The organism is Streptomyces sp. LBL (assembly GCF_029893585.1).
Lineage (GTDB): Bacteria > Actinomycetota > Actinomycetes > Streptomycetales > Streptomycetaceae > Streptomyces.
Window position 1 is genome coordinate 1 of the sequence record NZ_JARXYX010000021.1, and the last position, 25542, is coordinate 25542.

22 protein-coding genes are annotated in these 25542 nt (G+C 69.1%); 7 read left to right on the forward strand and 15 right to left on the reverse strand.

Annotated features, from left to right (window positions below):
• Nucleotides 1-1333, reverse strand: a 1333-nt coding sequence (locus tag M2271_RS24475) for a hypothetical protein (protein WP_280889469.1), incomplete at its 3' end; no start/stop codon positions are given.
• 64 nt (nt 1334-1397) lie between these two features.
• Nucleotides 1398-3416 (reverse strand): transglycosylase domain-containing protein, encoded by a 2019-nt coding sequence (locus M2271_RS24480; protein ID WP_280889470.1) that lies wholly within the window; start codon nt 3414-3416, stop codon nt 1398-1400.
• A gap of 141 nt (nt 3417-3557) precedes the next feature.
• Between M2271_RS24480 and M2271_RS24485 the strand changes: the two genes are divergently transcribed.
• Nucleotides 3558-3779, forward strand: a complete 222-nt coding sequence (locus tag M2271_RS24485; protein ID WP_280889471.1) for a zinc ribbon domain-containing protein — start codon at nt 3558-3560, stop codon at nt 3777-3779.
• A 208-nt stretch (nt 3780-3987) separates the two neighbouring features.
• On the opposite strand, the gene M2271_RS24490 is transcribed toward M2271_RS24485, so the two are convergent.
• From M2271_RS24490 to M2271_RS24500, 3 genes are all read right to left on the reverse strand, one after another.
• Nucleotides 3988-4803 carry an HAD family hydrolase gene (locus M2271_RS24490; protein ID WP_280889472.1) on the reverse strand — a complete coding sequence of 272 codons (816 nt, stop codon included), beginning with the start codon at nt 4801-4803 and terminating at the stop codon, nt 3988-3990.
• Nucleotides 4803-7424: a phosphoribosyltransferase gene (locus M2271_RS24495; protein ID WP_280889473.1), complete on the reverse strand. Its 2622-nt coding sequence runs from the start codon at nt 7422-7424 to the stop codon at nt 4803-4805. Before M2271_RS24495 ends, M2271_RS24490 begins: the two co-directional genes overlap by 1 nt.
• 79 nt (nt 7425-7503) lie before the next feature.
• Nucleotides 7504-8670, reverse strand: a complete 1167-nt coding sequence (locus M2271_RS24500) for an HpcH/HpaI aldolase/citrate lyase family protein (RefSeq protein WP_280889474.1) — start codon at nt 8668-8670, stop codon at nt 7504-7506.
• A gap of 206 nt (nt 8671-8876) precedes the next feature.
• On the opposite strand from M2271_RS24500, the gene M2271_RS24505 reads away from it, so the two are divergent.
• A complete protein-coding gene (locus M2271_RS24505; RefSeq protein WP_280889475.1) occupies nt 8877-9737 on the forward strand; it encodes a TerD family protein in 861 nt (286 codons plus the stop codon).
• Nucleotides 9738-9934: 197 nt separating this feature from the next.
• Here M2271_RS24505 and M2271_RS24510 read toward each other — a convergent pair whose 3' ends face one another.
• The 6 genes from M2271_RS24510 to M2271_RS24535 form a co-directional block, all read right to left on the reverse strand.
• Nucleotides 9935-10672, reverse strand: a complete 738-nt coding sequence (locus tag M2271_RS24510) for a Tellurium resistance (protein WP_280889619.1) — start codon at nt 10670-10672, stop codon at nt 9935-9937.
• A 130-nt stretch (nt 10673-10802) separates the two neighbouring features.
• Nucleotides 10803-11951 (reverse strand): DUF475 domain-containing protein, encoded by a 1149-nt coding sequence (locus tag M2271_RS24515; RefSeq protein WP_280889476.1) that lies wholly within the window; start codon nt 11949-11951, stop codon nt 10803-10805.
• Between the two features lie 49 nt (nt 11952-12000).
• Entirely contained in the window at nt 12001-12576 is a 576-nt protein-coding gene (locus M2271_RS24520; RefSeq protein ID WP_280889620.1) for a TerD family protein, read from the reverse strand.
• Between the two features lie 102 nt (nt 12577-12678).
• The gene (locus tag M2271_RS24525; protein ID WP_280889477.1) at nt 12679-13254 is read right to left on the reverse strand and encodes a TerD family protein; all 576 of its coding nucleotides are present in this window, start codon (nt 13252-13254) and stop codon (nt 12679-12681) included.
• Between the two features lie 113 nt (nt 13255-13367).
• Complete coding sequence (locus M2271_RS24530; RefSeq protein WP_280889478.1) at nt 13368-13826, reverse strand: peroxiredoxin; 459 nt, start codon at nt 13824-13826, stop codon at nt 13368-13370.
• A 120-nt stretch (nt 13827-13946) separates the two neighbouring features.
• Complete coding sequence (locus M2271_RS24535; RefSeq protein WP_280889479.1) at nt 13947-14384, reverse strand: DUF3052 domain-containing protein; 438 nt, start codon at nt 14382-14384, stop codon at nt 13947-13949.
• Between the two features lie 433 nt (nt 14385-14817).
• Between M2271_RS24535 and aceE the strand changes: the two genes are divergently transcribed.
• A complete protein-coding gene (aceE, locus tag M2271_RS24540) occupies nt 14818-17565 on the forward strand; it encodes a pyruvate dehydrogenase (acetyl-transferring), homodimeric type (protein ID WP_280889480.1) in 2748 nt (915 codons plus the stop codon).
• 97 nt (nt 17566-17662) lie between these two features.
• Nucleotides 17663-18529: a potassium channel family protein gene (locus M2271_RS24545; RefSeq protein ID WP_348539189.1), complete on the forward strand. Its 867-nt coding sequence runs from the start codon at nt 17663-17665 to the stop codon at nt 18527-18529.
• Between the two features lie 108 nt (nt 18530-18637).
• Here M2271_RS24545 and M2271_RS24550 read toward each other — a convergent pair whose 3' ends face one another.
• Entirely contained in the window at nt 18638-18943 is a 306-nt protein-coding gene (locus tag M2271_RS24550) for a small hydrophobic protein (RefSeq protein WP_280889481.1), read from the reverse strand.
• A gap of 398 nt (nt 18944-19341) precedes the next feature.
• Nucleotides 19342-20961 carry an MFS transporter gene (locus tag M2271_RS24555; protein WP_280889482.1) on the reverse strand — a complete coding sequence of 540 codons (1620 nt, stop codon included), beginning with the start codon at nt 20959-20961 and terminating at the stop codon, nt 19342-19344.
• A gap of 158 nt (nt 20962-21119) precedes the next feature.
• Between M2271_RS24555 and M2271_RS24560 the strand changes: the two genes are divergently transcribed.
• From M2271_RS24560 to M2271_RS24570, 3 genes are all read left to right on the forward strand, one after another.
• Nucleotides 21120-21761, forward strand: a complete 642-nt coding sequence (locus tag M2271_RS24560; protein ID WP_280889483.1) for a TetR family transcriptional regulator — start codon at nt 21120-21122, stop codon at nt 21759-21761.
• 90 nt (nt 21762-21851) lie between these two features.
• Nucleotides 21852-23069, forward strand: coding sequence for an alpha/beta hydrolase (locus M2271_RS24565; RefSeq protein ID WP_280889484.1), 1218 nt, complete (start codon nt 21852-21854; stop codon nt 23067-23069).
• Between the two features lie 57 nt (nt 23070-23126).
• Nucleotides 23127-24026, forward strand: coding sequence for a DUF4429 domain-containing protein (locus M2271_RS24570; protein ID WP_280889622.1), 900 nt, complete (start codon nt 23127-23129; stop codon nt 24024-24026).
• Here the strand turns inward: M2271_RS24570 and M2271_RS24575 are convergent, their stop codons facing one another.
• Together M2271_RS24575 and M2271_RS24580 are read right to left on the reverse strand one after the other, a co-directional pair.
• Complete coding sequence (locus tag M2271_RS24575; RefSeq protein ID WP_280889485.1) at nt 24027-25043, reverse strand: aldo/keto reductase; 1017 nt, start codon at nt 25041-25043, stop codon at nt 24027-24029.
• Nucleotides 25040-25504 carry a MerR family transcriptional regulator gene (locus M2271_RS24580; protein ID WP_280889486.1) on the reverse strand — a complete coding sequence of 155 codons (465 nt, stop codon included), beginning with the start codon at nt 25502-25504 and terminating at the stop codon, nt 25040-25042. Before M2271_RS24580 ends, M2271_RS24575 begins: the two co-directional genes overlap by 4 nt.
• Nucleotides 25505-25542: the final 38 nt, after the last annotated feature.

Here is a 25542-nt window from a genome sequence, read left to right on the forward strand (position 1 = left end):
CTCCCTGATATTGTTTTTTGCGGTGGGTTTGGGGGGGGGGGGGGGGGGGTGCCCCCCCCCCCCCCCCCGCCGGGGGGGGGGCGGGGGGGCGCGCCCCCCCCCCCCCCCCCGCCAAGGTCTCCGGCTTCTGCACGTCCAGCCAGTCGGCCAGCTCCTTGAAGGACACGCACTTGACGTCCTTCTTCGTGCAGACTTTCTCGATGACCTGGTCGACGGCCTTCATGTAGATGCCGCCGTTCCAGTTCTCGAAGTGGTTGCCGACGAACAGCGGGGCCCGGCTGCCGTAGTACACGCGGTTGAAGCCGGACATGTAGGACTCGACGGTCTGTTGTTCCCACTGCGGGTAGTCGGCGGGGTTGCCGTCGGTCTCGCCGTCGGACTGGTTGTAGAGGAAGTTGAAGTCCATCGAGAGGCCCTGGTAGGTGCCGCCCTCGTAGGGGAGCATCTGGAGCGGGAAGTCCCAGACGCCGTTCTTCCTCGTCGGCCATATCTGGAAGTCGCCGGAGGAGCTGGCGTCGTAGCGCCAGCCGTAGCTCTTCATGGCCTTCAACAGGTTCTTCTGCCCCTCCAGACAGGGGGCGCGACCGCCGGTGACCTCCTTCTTGACGTCGAAGGGCAGCGGGGCGATGTCCTGGTAGCCGGTGTTGGTCTTCCATTTCTCGACGAACGCGTAGAACTGGTCGATCTCGCTCTTCCACTCGGCGACGCTCCAGTCACCGCCGCCCTTCTTGCCGCAGAAGTGACCGTTGAAGTGGCTGCCGATCTCGTTGCCGTCCTCGTAGCTCCGGCTGAGCTGTTCCAGCGTGGTGCGGATGTGGTCGTCGGTCGCGAAGTCGATCGCCGCGGAGCCCACCGGGTGCTGCGGCGGCTGGTAGAGCGTCGCCTTGTCCTTCGGCAGCAGGTAGATACCGGTGAGGAAGAACGTCATATGGGCGTCGTACTTCTTCGCCAGCTCCCGGTAGTGCGAGAAGAGACCGTCGCTGCCCTGCAACGCGCCGTCCCAGGAGAAGACGACGAACTGGGGCGGCTTCTCGCCGGCTTTGAGCGGCTCCGCCTTCAACTGCCCTTTCTGCGGGCCGGTGTAGGAGGTGGAGCCGTCCCCGAGGACCTTGGTCTTCCCGTCCCACTCGGTTTTCGCGCTCTCCTTGCGAGCGGCCTCGCGGGTCTTGTTCGTTCCGGTGGAGGCGGTGGGCGCCGTGTGGTCCGGGCGGGTCAGGGCCAGGAAGCCCCCGACCAGGGAGGCCACGACGAGGAAGGCGGCGAGGGTCAGGAACTCCGGCCTGGCCTGGCGGCGGGGGCGCGATCTGCGGCGCCTGCCGGTAGATGTCTTCATGCGAGGCATGCGGTACTCATTCTGCGCGGGGGGCGTGGTGGGGGGGGTGGTGCGGGCCTCGGGGTCAGCCGAAACCCATGGCGCCGGACCAGAGGGCGTACGGGACGCTGTCGGTTGAGCTGCCGTCCAGGCCCTTGAGTGGCAGCGGCTCAAGGGACTTGGCCAGGTCCATGCGGTAGACGACGACCGCGGTCGACACGGACGCGGCGGTGCCGGCGTACCAGGCGGCGGTGTCGTCCTCGGTGGTGCCGGGCTTCCCGGCGGCGTCGAGGGCGGGGACGGTGGGATGGGCGGCGCGCAGGGAGTCGGTCAGCGCCTCGGAGACTTCCTCGGCCACCTGGGCGCCTACCGCCCGGCGCGCGATAGGGGTGTCCAGCCGGACCGTCGAGCCGTTGCGGGTGACACGGCGCACCGAGTACGGCTCGGTGTGCTTCCCCGCCGCGGCGAAGGTCGCGTAGCCGCTCGCCATCCGGATCGCGCTCGGTGTGGAGCTGCCCACGGACAGCGCGGGCACCTGCGGCCCCATGCTGGAGGCGAGCAGTCCGGCCGCCTCGGCGGTCTGGCTCACCTTGTCCAGGCCGGTGTCCATGCCGAGTTGCATGAACGGCGTGTTCACGGACGCGGCGAGCGCCGTGCCGAGGGTGATCTGCCCGTACGACCTCTTGCCGTCGTTACGGCCGGCGACCGTCTTGCCGCCGCGGTCCCAGTACGGCCCCTCGGGCGTGGTGACGGGGACACCGTCGTCGCCGTCATAGAGCGTCTGCGGGGTGACCGGCGTGGCGGGACCACCGCGTGTCTTGTGGACCCCGTGTTCGAGACCGGCCGCGTAGACGAACGGCAGGAACGCCGAACCAGCCTGCACCGTACTGGCGTTGGACTCGTTGTAGCCCTGCGTACGGTGGTCGGGTCCGCCGTGGACGGCGAGGATCCGGCCGTCGGTGGCGACGGACGCGGCACCGTAGTGCACGGCCTTCGCCGCTTTCGGGTCGTCCTTCTTCGCCTGCTCGCGGGCCTTGGCCACGGCGTCCACGAGAGCGGCCTCCCGCTTGTGGTCGAAGGTCGTGTAGATCTGGTAACCGCCGAGGTCGAACTGCTTGTCCGAGATGTGCGCGGACTTCTTGGCGTACTGCTGCGCCAACTCCACCAGGTAGTCGCTCTGTTTTCCGGTGTCGTAGACGCGGGCCGACGTGAGCGGCTCGGGGAACGTCGTGTACTTGGCCCGCTCGCCCGACGACAGCTTGCCGATCTTGACCATCCGGTCGAGGGTCCAGGACCAACGCTCCACGGCACGCCGGTGGTTGGCCTTGCCGAGGGTGGGGTCGTACATTCCGGCGCCCTTCAACAGGGAGGCGAGGAAGGCGGCCTGACTGGCGTTCAGGTGGGTGACGTCCTTGCCGTAGTAAGCCTGCGCGGCGCGCTGGATGCCGTACGTGCCACGGCCGAACCAGCTGGTGTTGAGGTAACCCTCCAGGATCTGGTCCTTGCTCATCCTGTTGTCGAGCTTGAGGGAGATCATCGCCTCGCTGAACTTACGGCCGAGCGTCTGGTTCTGCGTCAGGTAGACGTTCTTGACGTACTGCTGGGTGATGGTCGAGCCGCCCTCGGTGCCCCCCTCGCCGACAGTGCGCCACAGCGCGCGGGTCAGCCCCTTGAAGGAGATGCCGGGGTCGGAGTAGAAGCTCTCGTTCTCCGCCGCGAGCACCGCCCAGCGCACGTCCTCGGGTATGTCCTTCAGCGGCATCGCCTGCCGCCGCACCCAGCCGGTGCGGGACATGGGGGTGCCGTCGGACCAGAAGTAGACGTTGTCCTGCTGGGTGGCGTAGCTGTTCAGGTTCTCCGGTACGTCCGTGGCCGCGTAGGCGATGCCCAGGAACAGCCCGGTCATGCCGACGGTGGCCAGGGCGACCCCGAGCGACTGGCGCGGGGAAGGGACCCAGCGGCGCCAGTCGGTGCGGCCCGGCCGCGGGTAGGCGGGGCGGAAGCGGCGTAACGCCGCCCACGGGGGCCGTTTCCATGCCGCCCGTCGACGACGCGGGCGGCGGTGGTCGGTAGGCGGGCCCGTGCGCTGCGCTGTCCCGGTCACGACCGAAAACTACCAACTACCTTCGCAGTTTCTTCATATAAGAAGTTGACCCGAACAACCACATACCGGCTAGTAAGGAACATGGCGGTCTTGTGGCGTTGGTCACACGCGTGGCCCGAGGTGCCCCGCTACCCTGATCGCATGCCCCGCTACGAGTACCGCTGCCGGACCTGCGGCGACACCTTCGAACTGAGCCGTCCGATGGCCGACTCCTCCGCTCCCGCCGCCTGCCCCGCCGGTCACGACGACACGGTGAAGCTCCTGTCCACGGTGGCGGTCGGCGGCTCGGCCTCCGCCCCGGCGTCGGCGCCCCGGGCGAGCGGCGGTGGAGGCGGCTGCTGCGGCGGAGGCTGCTGCGGCTGACAACCGCTCGACAAAGGCCCCCACCCGACGCTCCCCTGCCCGGCGGCCCATGCCGTGGCCGTTCTGTGGCCCATGCCGTGGCCGTCCTGCGGCCCGGGTGTTCGTCGGTGTACTCCTGCTGCGGCGCCCGGGATCGGGCCGTCGCAGGCGGGGGCGGGACGTGCGTCGGCACCCGTAGCCGCGTTCTTGGCGCTCCAGGCGCCGATCCTCAGACCGTCCCCTGCCGTGTCACCCGCAAGAACTCCCGCAGGATCCGTTCCCCGGCCAGCACCCCCCGCTCGGGCAGCGCACTGATCGCCGGGGCGGTCCAGCCGGCGTCGGCCAGTTCGCCGTGCCCGGGACGCCAGCCCTGGTCCGCGGCGAGGAGGAGGTCGGCGTCGAGCAGGGAGTCACCGGCGGCGAGGGTGAGGGCGGTGCCGGTGCGGCGGGCGACCTCGTGCACGGCGGCACTCTTGGTGAGCGGCTTCGGGACGGCGTAGAGCTTGCGGCCCTGAAGGGAGACCGTCCAGCCCCGGTTCTCCGCCCAGACCGCGAGTTCCTTCACCCAGTCCTCAGGGAGGAGTTCGCGTTCGACGACCAGGTAGGCGAAGAGGTCCTCGGCGATCCGGTGCTTGCGCACCCACAACGGATCGGCCGTGGCCATCAGGTGCTCGCGCACCTCGTCCAGCGAGGCACACTCCTCGGCGAGCCGAGCCGTCACGCGGGCGTGCCAGTCGGGGTCGGAGACGCCGTCCACCAGGAGGTGGCCACCGTTGGCGCAGATCGCGTACGTGGGCGGCGGGCCCGGCAGGTTGATGCGCTGGTACTGCCTGCGCGTGCGGGTCGTCGTCGGTACGAAGAGCGCCGCGTCCCCGAGCTCCGAGAGCAGCCCGGCGGCCGTCTCCGTCAGGTAGGACAGCGGCTTGCTCTCGTGCACCTCGACGCACAGGAGCCGGGGCGCCTCCTCGTCCGGCATGGTCAGGGCGAGGGCCGCCGCGGAGTAGATGAGCGTGCGGTCGAGGTCACTCGCCACCAGCACCGACATCAGACCGTCACCGCCTTGCCGTCGACGCCCGTCGCGCCCCGCGTGTACTTCGGGTGGATCAACCCCACGCAGGTGTACGGAAGTTCGGCGACCTCTTCCACCGGGACACCTCGCTGTTCGGCCAGCAGTCGGACATGGTCGAGGTCGGCACCCGCGCCGGCCCGCGCCAGGATCTTCCAGGGCACCCGGCGCAGCAGCACCCTGGTGGTCTCGCCGACGCCGGGCTTGACGAGGTTGACGTCGTGGATGCCGTACTCCTCGCTGATCCGCTCGACGGCCGCCCAGCCCTCCCAGGTCGGGGCGCGGTCGCCGGACAGCAACTCCTTGGCCCGCATGTCCACGTCCTCCACGACTTCCGGGAAGCGCGCGGTGACCGCGTCCAGGAAGGCGATGGACACGTCGGCGCCGGCGAGTTCGCGGTAGAACTTCGCGCCGTGGAAGTCGTTCGGGCCGACCAGGTCGGCACGCAGGACGGTTCGCGAGATCAGGCCGGACACCGTGGAGTTGAGGCAGGCGGAGGGGATGAGGAAGTCCTCGCGGGTGCCGTAGGTCCGTACGCAGGAGCCCGGATCAGCGAGGACCGCGATCTCCGGGCGGAAGCCGGCCGCACCGCCCCCTGCTTCGAACTCCTTGATGGCGTCGGCGAGTTCGCGGGTGATGGCGCCCTTGCCGGTCCAGCCGTCGACGAAGACCACGTCACGGGGGTCGTGGTGGGCGGCGAGCCAGCGCAGCGCGTTGGCGTCGATACCCCGGCCGCGCACGATGGAGACGGCGTAGTGCGGCAGGTCGAGGCCGTGCCGGAACTGGGCCCAGCGGCGCATCAGCACACCGATCGGGGTGCCCGCGCGGGCCAGCGAGACGAGGACCGGCCCGGGCACGGGGACCTCACCGCTCGGGCGCATCCGAGAGCGGGGAGACTCCGCCAGCACGAGCTCGGTGACCGCGCCCACCGCCCGCGCCAGCCGCTCAGCCGAGGCCTCCAGGGCCGCGTGGAACAGCTCCTGGTACTGCTCGCTGGGCTGGTACTCCACGGGCAGCGACTCGGCGTAGTGCGCGCCGCCGCTCTGGATGGCCTCCTCGCGTTCCTCGGTCGGCGCCTCCAGCGTCACGTCCGAGAGGTCCTGGAGCAGCCAGCCGACCTCCTCGGGCGGGTACGAGGAGAAGGCGGGGCCGCGGAGGGGCTCGGGCAGCATGGCGGGTCTCTCTCCAGGAAGGGCGGCGGCCTGCGGCGACTCGGGGACGTAGGAAGGAACGACCGCGAGCAGGACGTGCGAAGCGTGCGCGGCGAGCTGGGCCAACAGACTGTCCGGCGCGTGCAGTGCGGGGGTGTCCGCGACCGAGTCGACGACGGCGACGACAGCGTCGAAGCCGGCGCCCGCCACGTTGTACGCGTAACGCTCGCCGGGTCCGTCGGCCGGGTCGTCATGGGCGGGGAAGACGAGGCGGCTGCGTATCGCGTAGCCGGGGTCGTCGACCGCGAGGACGGGCGAGCGGGTCGTGGTCGAGTAGCGCACCTCGGCGTCCGTGACCTGCTCCAGTTCACGGGCGAGCCGCAGCGGCGCGTACATCAGCTCCTCGAAGCCGAGCACGAGGACGCGCCGGGCGTTGTCGGGGATGGCCTCGGCGAGCCGGGCGGCCATGGCGGGCAGGGCGTTGTCGAGGCGTATGCGATGCCGAGGCGTGAAGCCGTGCCGCCCGCCGTCGGGCAGGCCACGCGGCCAGCACAGGTCGACCCGAGCGACACGGCCGCAGGGTTCCGCACTCCGCCCTGCCAAGGGCTCCTGTGCCGAGGGCCCCTTCGCCAGGGGCTCCCCTGCCGGAGACTCCTGTGCCGGAGACTCCCCTGCCGGAGACTCCCCTGCCGCCCGAGGCCCCTCCGCCCGGGGCTCCCCTGCCGGAGACTCGTGCCGGGCGACCAGCTCCTGGCCCCTCTCCAGCACGTTCTCCGGGAGCCGTACGGTCCCCGAGGCCGCCGCCACCAGGTCCACCCGGGCGCCGATCTCCTGGGCGAACACGTCCAGCCGGCCGGCGTCGGCTGCCGAGCGCATGTCGACCAGGGCGACCACCACGTAGCGCCGCCGCGGATAGCGTTCGTGCAGATCACGAATGGTGTTCAGGACCGTGTTGCCGGTCGAGAACTCGTCGTCGACCAGTACCAGCGGCCCGTCGCCCGCCAGCAACGCGGCGTCCTCCGGCAGCAGCAGATGGGAGGTGGCGTGGGAGTGGGCTTCCTCGAAACCGCCCGCCGAGGCCACGCCCGGGACCGGGCGGCGGGTGGAGTGCAGATAGGGGGCCAGACCCAGGCCGTCCGCGACGGAGTGGCCGAGCCCGGTGGCGGTCTCCGCGTACCCGAGGACGACCGCCCGGCCGGCCTCCTCGTCGGCGCCCAGCAGCTCACGGACGCGCCGACCCAGGGCGAAGCCGTAGCCGTACACCACCGACGGCGACTGCGGTACATGCTTGCCGAGCACATGGGAGACGAGCAGATGGGCCCGCTTGGGGTTACGGCGCAGCGCAAGCCCCAGCAGGTCGGTCAGCTTGTCATCGCCCACGAGTTCGACGCCGAGCCGCTCGGCGACCCAGCTGCCGGACCACACCCCGTTGTTCACTGCGATGTTCATACGTCCCTTGAGTAGAAGCCGGTGAGATGGAACCGGTGGGAAAGAGCCGGTGAGATGGAACCGGTGGGAAGGAACCGGTTCAGGTCGGGATCCCGGCGGCGAGGAGTTCGACGAAGCCGACGTCCTCGTTGGCCACACCGAACACCTCGGCGCGCAGCAGGGTCCGCTCGGCCCAGGCGCGATGCGGCTTCACTTCATTCATTTTGTTCGTGTACGCCGACCTCAGCACCCCGCCGCCGCCCCGTTCGGGCCGCAGGATGTCCTGGGCGTCACTGAACTCCTCATGGCTGACCACGGAGAGTGCGTGCACCGGCAGTACGTGGGAGGGGTGGATGCAGGTCTTGCCGAGCAGCCCGTTGGCCTGGTCGAGGGTGATCTCGCGCAGCAGCCCGTCCATGGAGTGCTCTATGAGCGCCTCACGAAGTTCCTCGGCCTGCCCCTCCAGGAAGGGGCTGCGGCGCAGCTGCGGCTTGAACATGCGCTCCTGGACGCGGAAGTACTCCCACACCGGCCCGGTCACCGTGAACCCGGTGCCGTCGGCCCGCCCCAGCATGTTCACCACGTCGGCGATCACGGAGGCGACGATCTGGACGTCGTACGCGGTCATGTCGGGGGGCCTGCGCAGCCCGTACGAGGAGCAGAAGTCGGTCACGCCCAGGCGCAGCGCCAGCACCCGCTCCCGGTACTTGTCGACCGCGCGGAAGATGCCCTCCAGAGCCCCCACGCGGGACTCGCGGTACATCAGCTCGGGCGACTCCAGGACCGGCATGGCGAACAGCCGCCGCCCGCTGTGGGCCTCCGCGCTCTGCAGGGCCTCCAGGAAGAGGATGCCGCGCTCCTCGGTGAACTTCGGCATCACGAACCCGGACAGCAGGTGGGCGGCCGGACCGAGCCGCCGTACGAGATCGGGGATCTGCTCGGCCACCCGTACCCGGATGAAGAGCAGCGGCAGGTCCGGCAGGCCGCGTCCGGCGAGGTCCGCGAACTGGCGTACGAGGTTCTCCTCGGCGTCCGCGACGTCCTCGTCGCCGATCGAGTCCTCCAGGCACAGCACCATCGAGACCACGCCGCGTTCGGTCTGCTTGACGATGTCGTCGGCGAGCCGTGGCCGGGTGGCCGGGCTGTAGAGGGTGGCGCCCAGCGCCGCGGACAGCAGGCGGGCCGGGGAGTCCGCGGTGAACGCGCCGGGCTCCTGGTGGAAGAGGCGATGCCGCACCTCAGGGGCGATATGCCCGAAATGACGCATGAAACTCCCCCGTGCTGGTCGAGCGCCCCCTGCAATCGGTTCACAGGTGGCCGGTAATAGTACGTAGACGTCCATGCCGAGGGTTCCCGAAGGGCGTGAATTTCTGGTAACGCAAGCGAACACAGCCATCTCGACGAGGTACGAAACCTCCGGCGAACCGGCACCCCGCGTTGTCGTGACCAGGACCGAGAGGGCAGGATGACCGCATGACGCACGCGATGCTGAAGGGGTCGAACGTCCCGCTCGAAGCCACCACGGTACGCGCGGTGCTGCGCTGGGTGCCCGGGCAGGGGGTTCCGGACGTCGACGCCTCGGCGCTGCTCCTCGGCCCCGACGGTCGGGTGCGATCCGACGAGGACTTCGTTTTCTACAACCAGCCCCGGCACCCCTCCAGCCAGGTCTGGCGGCTCGGCAAGAAACGCGTCGCCGAGGGCCTCACCGACACCATCCAGACAGATCTCGCCGGTGTCGAGTCCGACGTCAGTCACATTCTGCTGGTCGCTTCGGCGGACGGCGTCACCTTCGACCGCGTACAGGGCCTGTGCATTCTGCTCTACGACGCCTCGGTCGCCGACGGCGAGCCGCTGACCACCTTCGACATCAGGCCGACGACGGGCGAGGAGACCTCCCTGATCTGCGGCGAGCTGTACCGGCGCGGCGAGGGCTGGAAGTTCCGCGCCCTGGGCGAGGGCTACGACAACGGTCTGCAGGGCCTGGCGACCAACTACGGCATCTCGGTCGACGAGTCGGAGGGCATGGCGGAGGGGCCGGAGGTGGCGCCGGAGAACACGGCGACCGCGATCGTCCCGGTTCCGTCCCAGGCGAGCGCCGCGACACAGCATGCGTCGGACATCTCCTCCCAGCCGCTGCCTCCGGAACAGCCGACAGCGGTACCCGCCCTGCCGGCCTACGGCTACCCCCAGCAGCCCGCGGCCGCCGCCGCCACGGTCCAGCCGGCCTACGGCTACCCACACCCGACAAGCCAGCCGGCGTACGGCTACCCCCCGACGGCCCCGGACCCGGAGTTCCGCCTGCCACCACAGGGCCCGCAGTTCATCGGGCGCTAGCAGCGACACCCTCAGGGCGCACCACCTCAGGTGCACCCTCCTCAGGTACAGCACCGCCAGGTTCGGCACCCCAGGTGCGCGAGGAACTGCGCCAGCAGCCGCAGGGACCCGCGGTCGCTGCCTGACCCGAGCCCCCGAGCCCCGCGTCCCGAGCCCTTGGGCGCACCGGATCGGGCGCAGCGTCAGCGCACCCGGCGTCAGCGTTCGGCCTTGGTCTTGTAGCCGCGCCCCCACTGCAATCCCCACCCGTACAGCCGGTCCAGCTCCGCCTGGAAGCCGTACACGAACCTCACCTCACGCCGCACCATCAGCTCCCCCTTCACGTTCTCGATCATCACCACCGCACAGGACCGGGCCTGGGGATGCCGCTCGTCGAGATGTATCTCGATCCGCGGCCCGTTGCTGGGATACAGCGTGACGATCGCGTGCGTACGGTCGAACGCCGGCGTCTGGTCGTAGATGTAGACGAAGACCAGCAGCCGCTTGATGGCATCGCGGTGGTCGAGGTTGACGTACATCGTCTCCCCGGACGCGGACCCGAACCGGTCGTCCCCGCTGAGCTTCACGTACGGCGCCACGTTGGCGTCCCCGAGGTAGCCCCCGAGCGGCTGTACGACCCCTTTCGTGCCGTCCTGGAGCTCGTAGAGGCAGCCCAGGTCGAGGTCGACGTTGACCATGCTCTGGCTGTGTCCGAGGACCTCCGGCGGCTTGAGCGCCCTGAAGGGATGCCGCAGCAGACTCTCCTTCTGGAGACCGCCCACGTCGGAGGTCCGCATCCGCCAGGCCAGGTTGACGCGCAGATGCCCGGTGGCCGCACCCTGCTTGGTGAGGGAGACCTGGCTGTGCCGTTTGGTCAGTTCGATCGAGTTGGTGGCGGCGTTGCCCGAGTCGAAATCGGCCTCGCGCCCACTCCGGAGTCCGTCGAAGAAGCCCATCCCCGCCCCCACGTTCCACTTGAAGAACCGCAGGCCCTCGTGCACCCGCTGTCCTTGACGGCCGACGGGGCGGCACCGGGAGTCGTACCCGACACCGCCCCGCACAGAGCGTTCCTCACTCAGAAGGTGATCACACCCCGGACGACACCTCAGTCTTCTCGTCCGAGGCCACCGCTTTTCCCTCGGCCTCTGCGAGGGCCTTGTTGCGGCGCACGGAGGACCAGAAGGACCAGCCGATCAGGACGACACCGATCAGACCGGTGATGATCTCGTTGATCTGGTACTGGATGGTGACCAGGAGGATCACGGCGAGGGCGCCGATCGCGTAGTGCGCGCCGTGCTCCAGGTAGACGTAGTCGTCGAGGGTGCCCTGGCGGACCAGGTAGACCGTGAGCGACCGGACGTACATGGCGCCGATACCGAGACCGAGGGCCATCAGCACGATGTCGTTGGTGATGGCGAAGGCGCCGATCACTCCGTCGAAGGAGAAGGAGGCGTCCAGGACCTCCAGGTAGAGGAACATGAAGAACGCGGCCTTGCCTGCCAGGGTGACGGCGGAGCGGGGCTTGCCCTCCCGTTCGGCCGCTTCCTCCTGCGCGTGCTCGCGTTCCTCCTCGTCTTCGAGACGGTCCTCGAAGAAGCCGGAGAGACCGCCCACGATCATGTACGTGATCAGGCCCGCGATGCCGGAGATGAGAACCGTCTGCGCCTTGTCGGCATGCGCGCCACCGTGCTGGTGGGCGTGGGCCGCGAAGGTCATCGAGGAGACGAGCAGCACGATCAGGGCGATGCAGACCGACAGCATGTCGACCTTGCCGAGCTTGGCCAGCGGCCGCTCCAGCCAGGAGAGCCACTTGATGTCGCGGTCCTCGAAGATGAAGTCGAGGAAGATCATCAGCAGGAACATGCCGCCGAAGGCCGCGATCGACGGGTGGGCGTCGGTGACCAGCTGCTGGTACTGGTCCTTGTTGTTCAGCGCGAGGTCGACGGCGTCTATCGGGCCGATCTTGGCGCTGATGGCGACGATGACGACGGGGAACACCAGTCGCATGCCGAAGACGGCGATGATGACGCCGACCGTGAGGAAGATCTTCTGCCAGAAGGCACTCATCTTCTTCAGGATCCCGGCGTTGACCACCGCGTTGTCGAAGGAGAGGGAGATTTCGAGAACGGAGAGGATCGCCACGATTCCGAAGGCGGTCCACCCCCCGTAAAGGACCGCCGCGACCAGGCCGATCGCGGTGACCGCGAACGACCAGCCGAAGGTTTTCAGAAGCACTGGCTACCCCATCGTGTATGTACGGGTCTCCCCCGCGCCGCAACCGGCTTTACGAAACGTTGACTCCGAAGTCTAGAGCGATGCCCCGCAGCCCCGACGCGTACCCCTGCCCCACCGCCCTGAACTTCCATTCGCCCTGGTAGCGATAGACCTCGCCGAAGATCATCGCGGTCTCGGTGGAGGCGTCCTCGCTGAGGTCGTAGCGCGCGAGTTCCTGGCCGTCGGCCTGGTTGACGACCCGGATGAAGGCATTGCTGACCTGCCCGAAGGTCTGGTTGCGCGCGTCGGCCTCGTGGATGGAGACCGGGAAAACGATCTTGTCGCAGCGGGCCGGCACCTTGGAGAGGTCGATCAGGATCGACTCGTCGTCGCCCTCGCCCTCACCGGTGAGGTTGTCGCCGGTGTGCTCGACCGAGCCGTCCGGGCTCTTGAGCTGGTTGTAGAAGATGAACCACTCGTCGCCCGGCACGCGCCCGTCGGTGCACATCAGGGCGCTGGCGTCGAGGTCGAAGTCGGCTCCGGTGGTGGAGCGCGCGTCCCAGCCGAGCCCGACCATCACCTGGGTGAGGTCGGGTGCGGCCTTGGACAGGGAGACGTTGCCTCCCTTGGCGAGCGTGACGCCCATGTGCTGGTCCCTCCCCGAGACGGTGCTGCTGCTCTGCTTGTCCTGCGCGTCCGGCGCCGCACGCACACCGTGCGGCGCCGGACGGTGAGGCACTGGCACTGCTCAGACGTTGACGCCGAAGTCCTGGGCGATGCCGCGCAGGCCCGAGGCGTACCCCTGGCCGATGGCACGGAACTTCCACTCCGCGCCGTGCCGGTAGAGCTCGCCGAAGACCATGGCGGTCTCGGTCGACGCGTCCTCGGAGAGGTCGTACCGTGCGATCTCCGCCTCGCCGGCCTGGTTCACCACACGGATGAACGCGTTGCGCACCTGGCCGAAGGACTGCTGACGGTTCTCGGCGTCGTAGATCGAGACCGGGAACACGATCTTGTCGACGTCGGCGGGCACGCCGGCGAGGTTGACCTTGATCTGCTCGTCGTCGCCCTCGCCCTCACCGGTGATGTTGTCGCCGGTGTGCTCGACCGAGCCTTCGGGGCTCTTGAGGTTGTTGAAGAAGACGAAGTTCGCGTCGCTGGCGACCTTGCCGGCCGGGTTCACCAGCAGCGCGCTGGCGTCCAGGTCGAAGTCGGTACCGGTGGTGGAACGGGCGTCCCACCCCAGACCGACGATGACCGCGGTCAGGCCCGGGGCCTCCTTGGTCAGCGATACGTTGCCGCCCTTGCTGAGGCTGACTCCCACAGGTCCTCCATTGGTGTCCAGGGGCAGGGAGCCCCGTAATGCGTCGGATGTCGGATCAACGGTTCGATCCTAGTGACGGGTTCCCGCACCCCGCAGTCCCCGCACCCGAACAATCACAGGGTGTCGAGCGCCTTGACGTACTCGTTCAGGTCACGGGCGTCCGGCAGGGCGTTGACGACGGTCCAGCGCACGACGCCCTCCTTGTCGATGACGAAGGTGCCGCGCACCGCGCAGCCCTTGTCCTCGGCGAAGACGCCGTAGGCGCGGGAGACCTCGCCGTGCGGCCAGAAGTCACTCAGCAGGGGGTACTCGAGGCCCTCCTGCTCGGCGAACACGCGCAGGGTGTGGATGGAGTCGTTCGACACGGCGAGCAGCTGGGTGTCGCGGTCGGAGAACTGCGGCAGGTGGTCACGCAGCTCGCACAGCTCGCCGGTGCACACGCCGGTGAAGGCGAAGGGGTAGAACAGCAGCACGACGTTCTTGCTGCCGCGGAAGTCGGACAGCTTCACGGTCGCGCCGTGGTTGTCCTTGAGCTCGAAGTCGGGGGCCTTGTCGCCGACCTGGATCGCCATTTTCCTGGATGTCCCTTCGCTGGGCTGTTCGGGTGGCATCCACCCTAGGGCCCTTCTGACGGATCACCGCAGGACATCGGACGGGCTGGCGGTGGTGCCAGCCCGTCCGGCGTTCCAGGGTTACTTCTTCGACTTCGCTGCCTTGGGCGTCACCAGCCGGCTGCCACTCCAGTCCTTGCCGACGCTGACGCTCTTCGACGCGGAGAGCCCGGCGGTCGTCGCGGCTTCGGAGATGTCGCTCGGCTCCACGTATCCGTCCCGGCCGGTCTTCGGCGTCAGCAGCAGGATCGAGCCACCCTCCTCGATGTACGTGATGGCGTCCACCAGCACATCCGTCAGGTCGCCGTCCTCGTCGCGGAACCACAGCACCACGGCATCGGCTACATCGTCGTAGTCCTCATCCACAAGGTCGCTGCCGATGACTTCCTCAATGGCCTCGCGGAGTTCCTGGTCTACGTCGTCGTCGTAGCCGATCTCCTGGACCACCTGCTCGGGCTGGAAACCCAGCCTGCCGGCAGGGTTAGTCCGTTCCTCCGCGTGGTCCGCGGTCGCGCTCACGGGTTGCCTCCTGATCATGTTTTGGATGGGGGTCCACCCGAGCCCGCTCGGGGCTTGGGGGGAGTCTTAGCCACGCGCGTGCGCGAAGCATTGGCCGTAGTCCACACGGGCGGGGCGGATCGCGCAAGTACCCGGCCCTGGAGACCGCCGAAACGGTGACGTTCCGGGCCGTGTCGCCGCAACTTACGGCACACTGCCACGGCCCGGGGCGTGACGCAGCCCACACCCCGCCGCCCCGATGCTGCGTTTGGGAACCATCCGTGCGGACACCGCGGGGGAGCGAGCCCTGGAGCAGCTGCTGGACCAAGGTCGGGTTACCCCACAGTAGAGGTGACGTTTGCCGCGCCGAGGTACACGATGGGGAACGGTGCAGGTATACCGAAAACTCAGCGAACCCCAGGGAAATGCAGCCCTCTGACAGGTAAGGAACAGCGTGGCTTCCGGACCCGATCGCAACCCGATCATCATTGGCGGCCTTCCGAGTCAGGTTCCTGACTTCGATCCCGAGGAAACCCAGGAGTGGCTCGACTCCCTCGACGCCGCCGTCGACGAACGCGGCCGGGAGCGGGCCCGTTATCTGATGCTGCGCCTGATCGAGCGGGCCCGCGAGAAGCGCGTGGCCGTGCCCGAGATGCGCAGCACGGACTACGTCAACACCATCCCCACCAGGGCCGAGCCGTTCTTCCCGGGCAACGAGGAGATCGAGCGCAAGATCCTGAACGCGACCCGCTGGAACGCGGCCGTGATGGTCTCCCGCGCCCAGCGCCCCGGCATCGGCGTGGGCGGCCACATCGCCACCTTCGCCTCCTCCGCCTCGCTCTACGACGTCGGCTTCAACCACTTCTTCCGCGGCAAGGACGAGGGCGACGGCGGCGACCAGGTCTTCTTCCAGGGTCACGCCTCGCCGGGCATCTACGCCCGCGCGTTCCTGCTGGACCGTCTGAGCGAGCAGAACCTGGACGCGTTCCGCCAGGAGAAGTCGAAGGCGCCGTACGGGCTGTCCAGCTACCCGCACCCGCGGCTGATGCCGGACTTCTGGGAGTTCCCGACCGTCTCGATGGGTCTCGGCCCGATCGGCGCGATCTACCAGGCGCGGATGAACCGCTACATGCACGCGCGCGAGATCGCCGACACCTCGAAGTCGCACGTGTGGGCGTTCCTCGGGGACGGCGAGATGGACGAGCCGGAGTCGCTCGGCCAGCTGTCCATCGCCGCCCGCGAGGGCCTGGACAACCTCACGTTCGTCGTGAACTGCAACCTGCAGCGGCTCGACGGTCCCGTGCGCGGCAACGGCAAGATCATCCAGGAGCTGGAGTCGATCTTCCGGGGGGCCGGCTGGAACGTGATCAAGCTGGTCTGGGACCGCACCTGGGACCCGCTGCTGGCCCAGGACCGCGACGGTGTGCTGGTCAACAGGATGAACACCACGCCGGACGGCCAGTTCCAGACGTACGCCACCGAGACCGGCGCCTACATCCGTGACCACTTCTTCGGTGACGACCACCGGCTGCGCGCGATGGTCGAGAACATGACCGACGACCAGATCCTGCACCTGGGGCGCGGTGGTCACGACCACCGGAAGATCTTCGCGGCGTACAAGGCTGCCGTGGAGCACAAGGGCCAGCCGACGGTCATCCTCGCCAAGACCATCAAGGGCTGGACGCTGGGCCCGAACTTCGAGGGCCGCAACGCCACGCACCAGATGAAGAAGCTGACGGTCGACGACCTCAAGGGCTTCCGCGACCGGCTGCACCTGCCCATCTCCGACCAGGAGCTGGAGAGCGGCGCGCCGCCGTACTACCACCCGGGCCCGGACTCGGAAGAACTCCAGTACATGCACGACCGTCGCAAGGGCCTCGGCGGTTACGTCCCGACGCGTGTGGTGCGCTCGAAGCCGCTCACGCTGCCGGGCGAGAAGACGTACGCGACCGTGAAGAAGGGCTCCGGCCAGCAGTCCATCGCCACCACCATGGCGTTCGTACGACTGCTCAAGGACCTCATGCGGGACAAGGAACTCGGCAGGCGGTTCGTACTGATCGCACCGGACGAATACCGCACGTTCGGCATGGACTCCTTCTTCCCGAGTGCGAAGATCTACAACCCGCTCGGCCAGCAGTACGAGTCCGTGGACCGGGACCTGCTGCTCGCCTACAAGGAGTCGCCGCAGGGCCAGATGCTGCACGACGGCATCTCGGAGGCGGGCTGCACGGCCTCGCTGATCGCGGCGGGTTCGGCCTACGCCACGCACGGCGAGCCGCTGATCCCGGTGTACGTCTTCTACTCGATGTTCGGTTTCCAGCGCACCGGCGACCAGTTCTGGCAGATGTCCGACCAGCTGGCGCGCGGATTCGTCCTGGGTGCGACCGCCGGACGTACGACCCTGACCGGCGAGGGCCTGCAGCACGCGGACGGCCACTCGCAGCTGCTCGCCTCCACCAACCCGGGCTGTGTGGCGTACGACCCTGCCTACGGCTTCGAGATCGCGCACATCGTGCAGGACGGTCTGCGCCGGATGTACGGCAGCTCCGAGGAGCACCCGCACGGCGAGGACGTCTTCTACTACCTCACCGTCTACAACGAGCCGATCCGGCACCCGGCCGAGCCGGCGAACGTGGACGTCGAAGGCATCGTCAAGGGCATCCACCGCTTCAGCGAGGGCACCTCGGGGTCCATCCCGGCGCAGATCATGGCGTCGGGTGTGGCCGTTCCGTGGGCGGTCGAGGCGCAGAAGATCCTCGCCGAGGAGTGGAACGTGAAGGCCGACGTCTGGTCGGCGACCTCCTGGAACGAGCTGCGGCGCGAGGCCGTGGCCTGCGAGGAGTACAACCTGCTGCACCCCGAGGAGGAGCAGCGGGTGCCGTACGTGACCCGGAAGCTGACCGGCGCGGACGGTCCGTTCGTGGCCGTCTCCGACTGGATGCGGTCGGTTCCGGACCAGATCGCGCGGTGGGTGCCCGGGACGTACCAGTCGCTGGGCGCCGACGGCTTCGGCTTCGCGGACACCCGGGGCGCGGCCCGGCGGTTCTTCCACATCGACGCGCAGTCGATCGTGGTGGGCGTGCTGACCGAGCTGGCCAGGGAGGGCAAGGTCGACCGGTCGGTGCTCAAGCAGGCGATCGACCGGTACCAGCTGCTCGACGTGTCGGCCGCCGATCCCGGTGCGGCGGGCGGCGACGCGTAGCGCCGCGCCCGGCTTGACGAGCGAGTGAGAGGGCGGGGCCTGACGGCTCCGCCCTCTTACTTGTTCTTTCCTCTTACTTATTCTTTACGATGCGGGCATGAAGGAACTGTCGGCGCAGGACCGGTGGGAGCAGTGGACGCAGCGGCCTCTGCTGGCCTTCGCCGTGCTGTTCGCCGTGGCCTACGCGGTACCGATCGTGGACACCACCGCCGGGCGGTCCGTGACCGTCGCGTGCACGGTGGTCGAGTGGGTGGTGTGGGGGGCGTTCGCGACGGACTACGTGGTGCGCCTGGCGCTCACTCCGGACCGGCGCGTGTTCGTCCGTACGCACTGGCTGGACCTGTGCGCGGTGGTGCTGCCGATGCTCCAGCCACTGCGGCTGCTGCGGCTCGTCTCGACGCTGATGCTGGTGGGGCGGCGGGCGCGGATGGCCTCCCAGATCCGGGTGACCACCTATGTCGCGGGGGCCGTGGTCGGCCTGCTGATGTTCGGCTCGCTGGCCGTGCTCTCGGTGGAGCGGGAGTCGCCGCACGGGAACATCCGGACGCTGGGGGACGCCGTGTGGTGGTCCTTCACGACGATGACCACCGTCGGGTACGGGGACCACGCGCCGACCACCGGACTGGGGCGGATCATCGCCGTCGGGCTGATGCTGTCCGGGATCGCCCTGCTGGGTGTGGTGACCGCGAACATCGCCGCCTGGTTCATCGAGCGGTTCGAGAAGGACGACGTCGAGGAGCAGCGGCAGACGGAGGCGATCCGGGAGCTGACGGCCGAGGTACGGGCGCTGCGGGCCGAGGTCGCGGCGTTGCGGACGACATCCGTCGAGACCTCACCGGAGTCGCGGACGACACCCGTCGAGAGCTCACCCGCGTCACGGAAGACGCCCGTCGATCTGACCGGCGTGGCGGAAGAGCCCGTCGAGACCACACCGGCATCGCGGACGACACCCGTCCAAAGCTGACCCGCGTCACGGAAGACACCCGTCGAGAGCTGACCGGCGTCGCGGGAGGGGGACATGAGTGGGCCCCCGGTCGTCCCAACCGAGGGCCCTGCTCTCACATCCCCCGGGTCAGAACAGGCCCGTCCCAGGGGTGGCCGCTCCGGCGAGCCAGATGATCGCCAGAAGCGTGTCGACAGCGCCCAGGACCACGGCGACGAGGGCCGGCATCGAGCGCGTGCCTGTCCAGGCACGGCCCATGGCGAGCCAGCCGCAAACGATCGCCACCGGGCCGAGGATGATCCCCAGCGCGAAGAATCCGGCGACGGCGCAGACGACTCCGATGATTCCGAGCGTCGCGCGATCCGGCCCGGTCCGTGACCACGTCCGGCCACGTGAGCGGGGGTACCTGCGCGTTCCCTGTCCGAAGCCCGCCATCGTCAACTCCCTGAATCTCTCGGTTGATTCGGTTCGTTCCCGGGTTCGATGACGCGAGTACCCACGCTGTGTCTCCCCATACCCCGGCCTTGCGGCGCGCCGCCCCCCTCCAGCAGCGCGCCGCAGCACCGGTCGCCCTCCTCGGCGTACGAACTCCCCGAACATGCCTGGGGAATGTGCCGTACCGGAGGACTTGACCCACTGTGACCTGCGGCGCGTACCGGGGGCGAGGGATCTTTAGCGTTGTCACCCTGATAGGGGAACTCCGCCCGTTCCTACGGGAACTCCGCGCGCGCCTCCGGGAGTCGGGGTTCCGTGCGTTGCTCCCGGAGTTCCGCGCGGTCCTCCGGAAGTTTCGCCCGCGGGCCCCCGGAGTTCCGCGCCCGGGCCGCCCGGCGTCAGATGTGTCCGACGCCTGCTCCCGCCTCCGCGTTCTCGCCGCGCTTGGTGAGCAGCGCGACCAGGACGGCGACGACGGCGACTCCGGCGGCGACCAGGGACGCCAGGCTCATTCCGGAGATGAAGGTGTCGTGCGCGACGTCGGCGATCTTCGCGGCTATCGGCTCCGGGGTGTTGGGGGCGACCGGTGCCATACCGACCTGGACCGCTTCCGAGGCCTGATCGAGTTGGGCCGGGCTGAGCGGCGGAAGGCCCGCGGCCTTCCAGTTGCCCGCGAGGTCGCCGTCCACCTTGGAGGCCATCACGGCACCCAGGACGGCCGTACCGAGGCTGCCGCCGATCTGCATCGCGGCCTGCTGGAGACCGCCGGCCACACCGGAGAGCTCCATCGGGGCGTTGCCGACGATGACCTCGGTGGCGCCGACCATGACGGGCGCGAGGCCGAGGCCCAGCAGGGCGAACCAGAGGGACATCGCGGCGCTGCCGGTGTCCGTCTCCAGCGTGGACATGCCGTACATGGCGATCGCGGTGGCCGCCATACCGCCGGCCAGCGGGATCCGCGGGCCCAGCTTGGTGATCATCGCGCCGGCGAGCGGAGAGCCGACGATCATCATGCCGGTGAGCGGGAGCAGATGGAGTCCGGCGTCGATGGGGCTCATACCGTGCACGTTCTGGAGATAGAACGTCACGAAGAACAGGCCGCCCATGAAGGCGATCGCCATCAGCACCATCAGGACGACACCCGCGGACAGCGGGACGGAGCGGAACAGCGCCAGCGGTATCAGCGGTTCCTTGACCTTCGTCTCCCAGAAGGCGAAGAGGGCGAAGCCGACCACGGACGCGATGACGAAGGCCCAGGTCTTGCCGTCGCCCCAGCCCCAGGCCGGAGCCTTGATGAGGGCCCAGACCAGGCAGAACATCGCACCGGACAGCAGCACGATGCCCGCGATGTCGAAGGAACGCGGCGCGTTCTCGGCGCGGTGGTCGAGCAGGATCAGTACGCCGAGGACCACGGCGATGATGCCGACCGGCACGTTGATGAAGAACACCGACTGCCAGTTGACGTGCTCGACCAGCACACCGCCGAGGATCGGGCCGCCGGCGGTGGAGGCGCCGATGACCATGCCCCAGATGCCGATGGCCATGTTGAGCTTCTCGGCCGGGAAGGTCGCCCGCAGCAGGCCCAGCGCGGCCGGCATCAGCAGGGCGCCGAACAGGCCCTGCAGGACGCGGAAGGTGACGACCAGCGCGATGCTGCTGGACATCCCGATGGCGCCGGAGGCGGCGGCGAAACCGACCACGCCGATCAGGAAGGTCTGCCGGTGCCCGAAGCGGTCACCGAGCTTGCCGGCGGTGATCAGGGAGACCGCGAGGGCGAGGAAGTATCCGTTGGTGATCCACTGGACGTCGGCGAAGCTCGCCTTCAGGTCCTGCTGGATGGCGGGGTTGGCGATGGCGACGATGGTGCCGTCGAGGGCCACCATCATGACCCCGACCGCAACGGTGATGAGGGTGAACCAGGGGTGGCCGCGCAGCCCTGAGGCGGGGGCCCGGTCCGACGGGGACGTCGGTGTCCTGTCCTCCGGCCCCGTCGTGTCGATGGTGGTCTGACTAGTCATGCGTTCGAGGTTAATGACAGCCTCTGACAATTGACAAACCGATTCACAAGTCGGTAACTGTCACGAAACTTGATCACAGCCTGAGCCGGGTGCACGGTTCACAGGTGCGTGGTTCAAAGATGCACAGTTCTCAGGTGCACGGTTCGAAGGAGACACCCATGGACACCGCGTCACCGCCGGGACTGCGCGAGCGCAAGAAACAGCGCACCCGGGACGCGCTGCTGCGGGCGGCACTCGAACTGTTCACCACCCGGGGGTACGAGCAGACCACCGTCGACGACATCGCCGAGGCGGTGGAGGTGTCGCAGCGGACCTTCTTCCGCTACTTCGCGAACAAGGAGGAGGCCGCCCTCTCCCTCCAGGAGATCGCCGAGACGCGCTTCGTCGAGTCGGTGCGGAACCGTCCGGCACACGAGGTCCCGCTGGAGGCACTGCGCCGGGCCGTGCTGGAGGGTTGGGACACGGTCACCGAGGCCATCGAGGAGATCGTCCCGGTCGAGCTCTATCTGCGCATGTACCGGGTGATCGAGTCGACCCCCGTCCTGCTCGCCGCCCATCTGCGACGCTCGGCGGAGTCGGAGGAGCGGATCGCGCGCATGCTCGCCGAGCGCGAGGGTCTCGACGTGGACGACGATCCCCGCCCGCGCCTCATGGTGGCCGTCTTCGGCGCGGTGATCCGGGTCACCGAACGGCAGTGGAGCACCGGCGAGGACTTCAGCCTGGCGGCCATCCGGGAACTGACGGAGCGCTATCTCGAACTGGTGGGACCGGCGCTGACGGGAAACTGGCGAAGCGACTGACCCTGCCCCCGCAGCACCCCTTTTGTCCAAACGTGATTCACGCCACTTGGGTCACGCGAGACCCTCTCGTTCTCCTAGTGTGTCCTTTCAGTGACTTCCTTCGATACCTCCCCGCAACTGAACGTCTGGCGCGCACTGCTCGCGTTGGCCGTGGTGTTCGTGATGCTGTCGACCACCGGCTGGACCGCGCTGCGTTCCCATCCGGGCGGCACCGCACTCCAGGACTCGCTCTCGAAGTGGGAGCACGGGCGCCTCCACGGACACCCGCTGCCGGACCCGGACACGAACCCCGGGCGTCTCGCCCGCTTCTTCGCCTCCCTCACCGCCCAGGAGCGCGCCACCCTCGCCGGCCGCTATCCGCTCGCGGTCGGCAACATGAACGGCGCCCCGGTCGACCTGCGCTACCGCGCCAACCGGATCGCGCTCGGACAGGCCCGCAGGGTCGAGCGGAAACGCATGCACGACCCACGGCTCACACCGGACGGCCAGCAGGGCGCCGGCCGCCGCATGCACCGCTACGAGTCGCTGCTCACCAAGAGCCGCCACATCCTGGCCTTCGACCCGGACGGCTCGGGCCGGATCGCGGAGGTGTTCGGCGACCTGACCAAGGCCGAACGGGTCTCCGTCGTCGTCCCCGGCGTCGACACCGACCTGCTGACCTTCCAGCGCACCAACCGCAGATACTCGGCGCCCGTCGGCATGGCCGACGCCCTCCACCGGGCCGAGCGCTCGGCGAGCCCGACGACGCGTACGGCGGTCATCGCCTGGGCCGACTACACGGCACCCGCCGGACTCGGCATCGACTCCGCCACCGCGAAACGCGCGACGGAGGGCGCGGTCCGGCTGAACGCGCTGGTGCGGGCCCTGCCCGGCCGCTCCCCGGTCTCCCTCTTCTGCCACAGTTACGGCTCCGTGGTGTGCGGCCTGGCCGCGCACACCCTGCCGGAGCGGGTGGCCGACATCGCGGTGGCCGGCAGCCCCGGGATGCGTGTCCCGAACGCCTCCCGACTGCGCACCTCCGCGCAGGTGTGGGCGATGCGGGACGCCCACGACTGGATCCAGGACGTTCCGTACATGGAGGTCGGCGGCTTCGGCCACGGAGCCGACCCGATGTCCTCCGGGTTCGGCGCCCGCATCCTGTCGGCGCGGGGCGCGGGCGGGCACAGTGGCTACTTCGTGCCGGGCACGGAGAGCCTGTTGAACTTCGCCGAGATCGGCATCGGCGCGTACCCCTCGGTGCACTGCGCGGGCGAAACGGAAGCCTGTCGGACGGGTTTGTCCGGTACGGCGTCGGCCGGACGCGCGTAGCGGCGCAAGAACCGCGGTCTGCGCGGGGAGGGGACGAAGGAGCTCGTGCCGCATACGATGAGCCGCATGGGTGACGTACTGGCCGGATTTCATGCCGCCTGGGAGTTCGACTCCGACTCCGTGCTCATCCGCTACGAACGGGGGATTCGAACACCCAAGCTGTTCCAGGCGTTGGGGGAACGGCGTGTTCCCCTGGCGGCGCTCTCCGGGGTGACGCTCACCCCCGGCCGACGCGGAACGGTCGTCCTGCGTGCCGAACCGCGCCCCGGCGCCGACCCGTTGACGGAGGCTGCCGCGGGGCAGCTGAAGGAGGGCGGCGATCCGTACCGGCTGGTGCTGCCGTCCGAGCGCGAGACGCTCGCCGAGTACTACGCCGACGAGTTGCGGGCGCGGCTGACCGAGGCGGACGACGGGCCGGCCGAACGGTTTCTGATAGCGGCGCCCGAGGTGCCGTTGCAGTTCAAGGCGTACGACGGGAAGGCGTCCTTCGACGGGCGGACCGTGCGCTTCCGCTGGTCCTGGACGGGGGCGTCGTCGGCGAAGTGGAAAGCCGGCGACCAGAGCTTCGCCGTGTCCGAGCTGAGCGGGGTGGAGTGGCGGTCACCGGAGGTGTTCGAGGGACATCTGCGGTTGCTGCGTCGGGACACGGACACCCAGGCCGTACCCGCACAGCCCCCACAGCCCCCACGGCCCGCACAGCCCGACCAGGATCCCGCCGCGGTCGTCTTCGGGCTCGGATACGGGCCCGTGCACGAGTCGTTGCCCTTCGCCGCGGCGGTCCTGGCGGCCGTGCGGGACCGCTCCGCGGTGGCAGCGGTCCCGACGGCGGCCGTCGCGCGCCGCGACCCCGCCGACATCGCCGAACGCATCCGTCACCTCGGTGAGTTGCACCAGGCGGGACTGGTGACCGACGAGGAGTTCTCCGTCAAGAAGGCGGAGTTGCTGGCGCAGTTGTAACTACTCGCGTCCGGCGGACGTGAACGTCATGTCCGCGTAGCGGTCGCCCGCCACCTGTGCCGCGATCGGCTCCAGGAGCGTCATGTCCTGCTCGCCGAGGACGACCCGGGTGGCCGCCGTGTTCTCCTCGATGCGGCTGACCTTGCGGGTGCCCGGGATCGGGACCACCGGCAGGTCGTGCGCCTGTGCCTGCTGCTGGACCCAGGCCAGGGCGACCTGACCGAGCGAGATCCCGTGGGCCTCGGCCACCGTGCGGACCGACTCCAGCAGGCCCGCGTTCGCGGCGGCGTTCTCGCCGGTGAAGCGGGGCTGCTGGCGGCGGAAGTCGCCGGCGGTCAGATCCTTCTCGGCGTTGGCGAAGGAGCCCGTGAGGAAACCGCGGCCCAGCGGGGAGTACGGCACCAGGGCCACACCCAGCTCCCGGGCGGCCGGTACGACCCCCGCCTCGATGTCCCGGCTGAACAGCGACCACTCCGACTGCACGGCGGCGATCGGGTGGACGGCCTGCGCGGTCCGCAGCTCCGTACCCGTGACCTCGCTCAGGCCCAGGTACTTGACCTTGCCCTCGCGCACCAGCTCGGCCATGACGCCGACGGTCTCCTCGATCGGCACGTTCACATCACGCCGGTGCATGTAGTAGAGGTCGATGACGTCGACGTCGAGGCGCTTGAGGCTCGCCTCGACGGCCTGGCGGATGTACGGCGGGTCGTTGCGGATGATCCGCCGGGTCGGGTCGTCCGGCGGGATCGCCAGGGCGAACTTGGTGGCGATCACGACCTCGTCGCGGTGCGCGTTGAAGAACGGGGCCAGGAACCGCTCGTTCTCGCCCACGCCGTACGCGTCCGCCGTGTCGTACAGGGTCACGCCGAGTTCCAGCGCCCGCTCCAGGGTGGCCCTGGCGTCGTCCGCGTCCGTGGGGCCGTACGCGAAGCTCATCCCCATGCAGCCGAGGCCCTGCACACCCACCTCGGGGCCGGCGTCGCCGAGCCGTACCGCGGATATCCTGCCGTTGGTCATCGAGACCTCTCCGACGCCAGGGCCCGCCCGGCGTCCGCGTAGAAACCGATCTTCGTGTCGAGGACCGCGAGCGTGTCCTGAAGTTCCACGATCCGGGCGAGGACGTCCTCGCGGGTCGCCTTCAGCAGCTCGAAGCGGTCGCCGTAGGTGTGGTCGCCCTCGCGCACCAGCTCGGCGTAGCGCACCATGTCGGCCACCGGCATGCCGGTCAGCCGGAGCTTGCCGACCAGGTCGAGCCAGTCGAGGTCGCGGTTGCTGTAGCGACGCTGACCGGTGTGCGAGCGGTCGATGTGCGGCATCAGGCCGATGCGCTCGTACCAGCGCAGGGTGTGCGCGGTCAGGCCGGTGACCGCGACGACCTCGCTGATCGTGTAGCTGTCCTGGCCTTCCGGACGTCTGTGCGGGTGCGGCGGGGCGGCACACCTGTCGGTCCTGGTACCCGTGGTCTCCATCACCGTCATAGCCTCAACGCTATGGCCTTGGAGTGCACTCGAAGCAA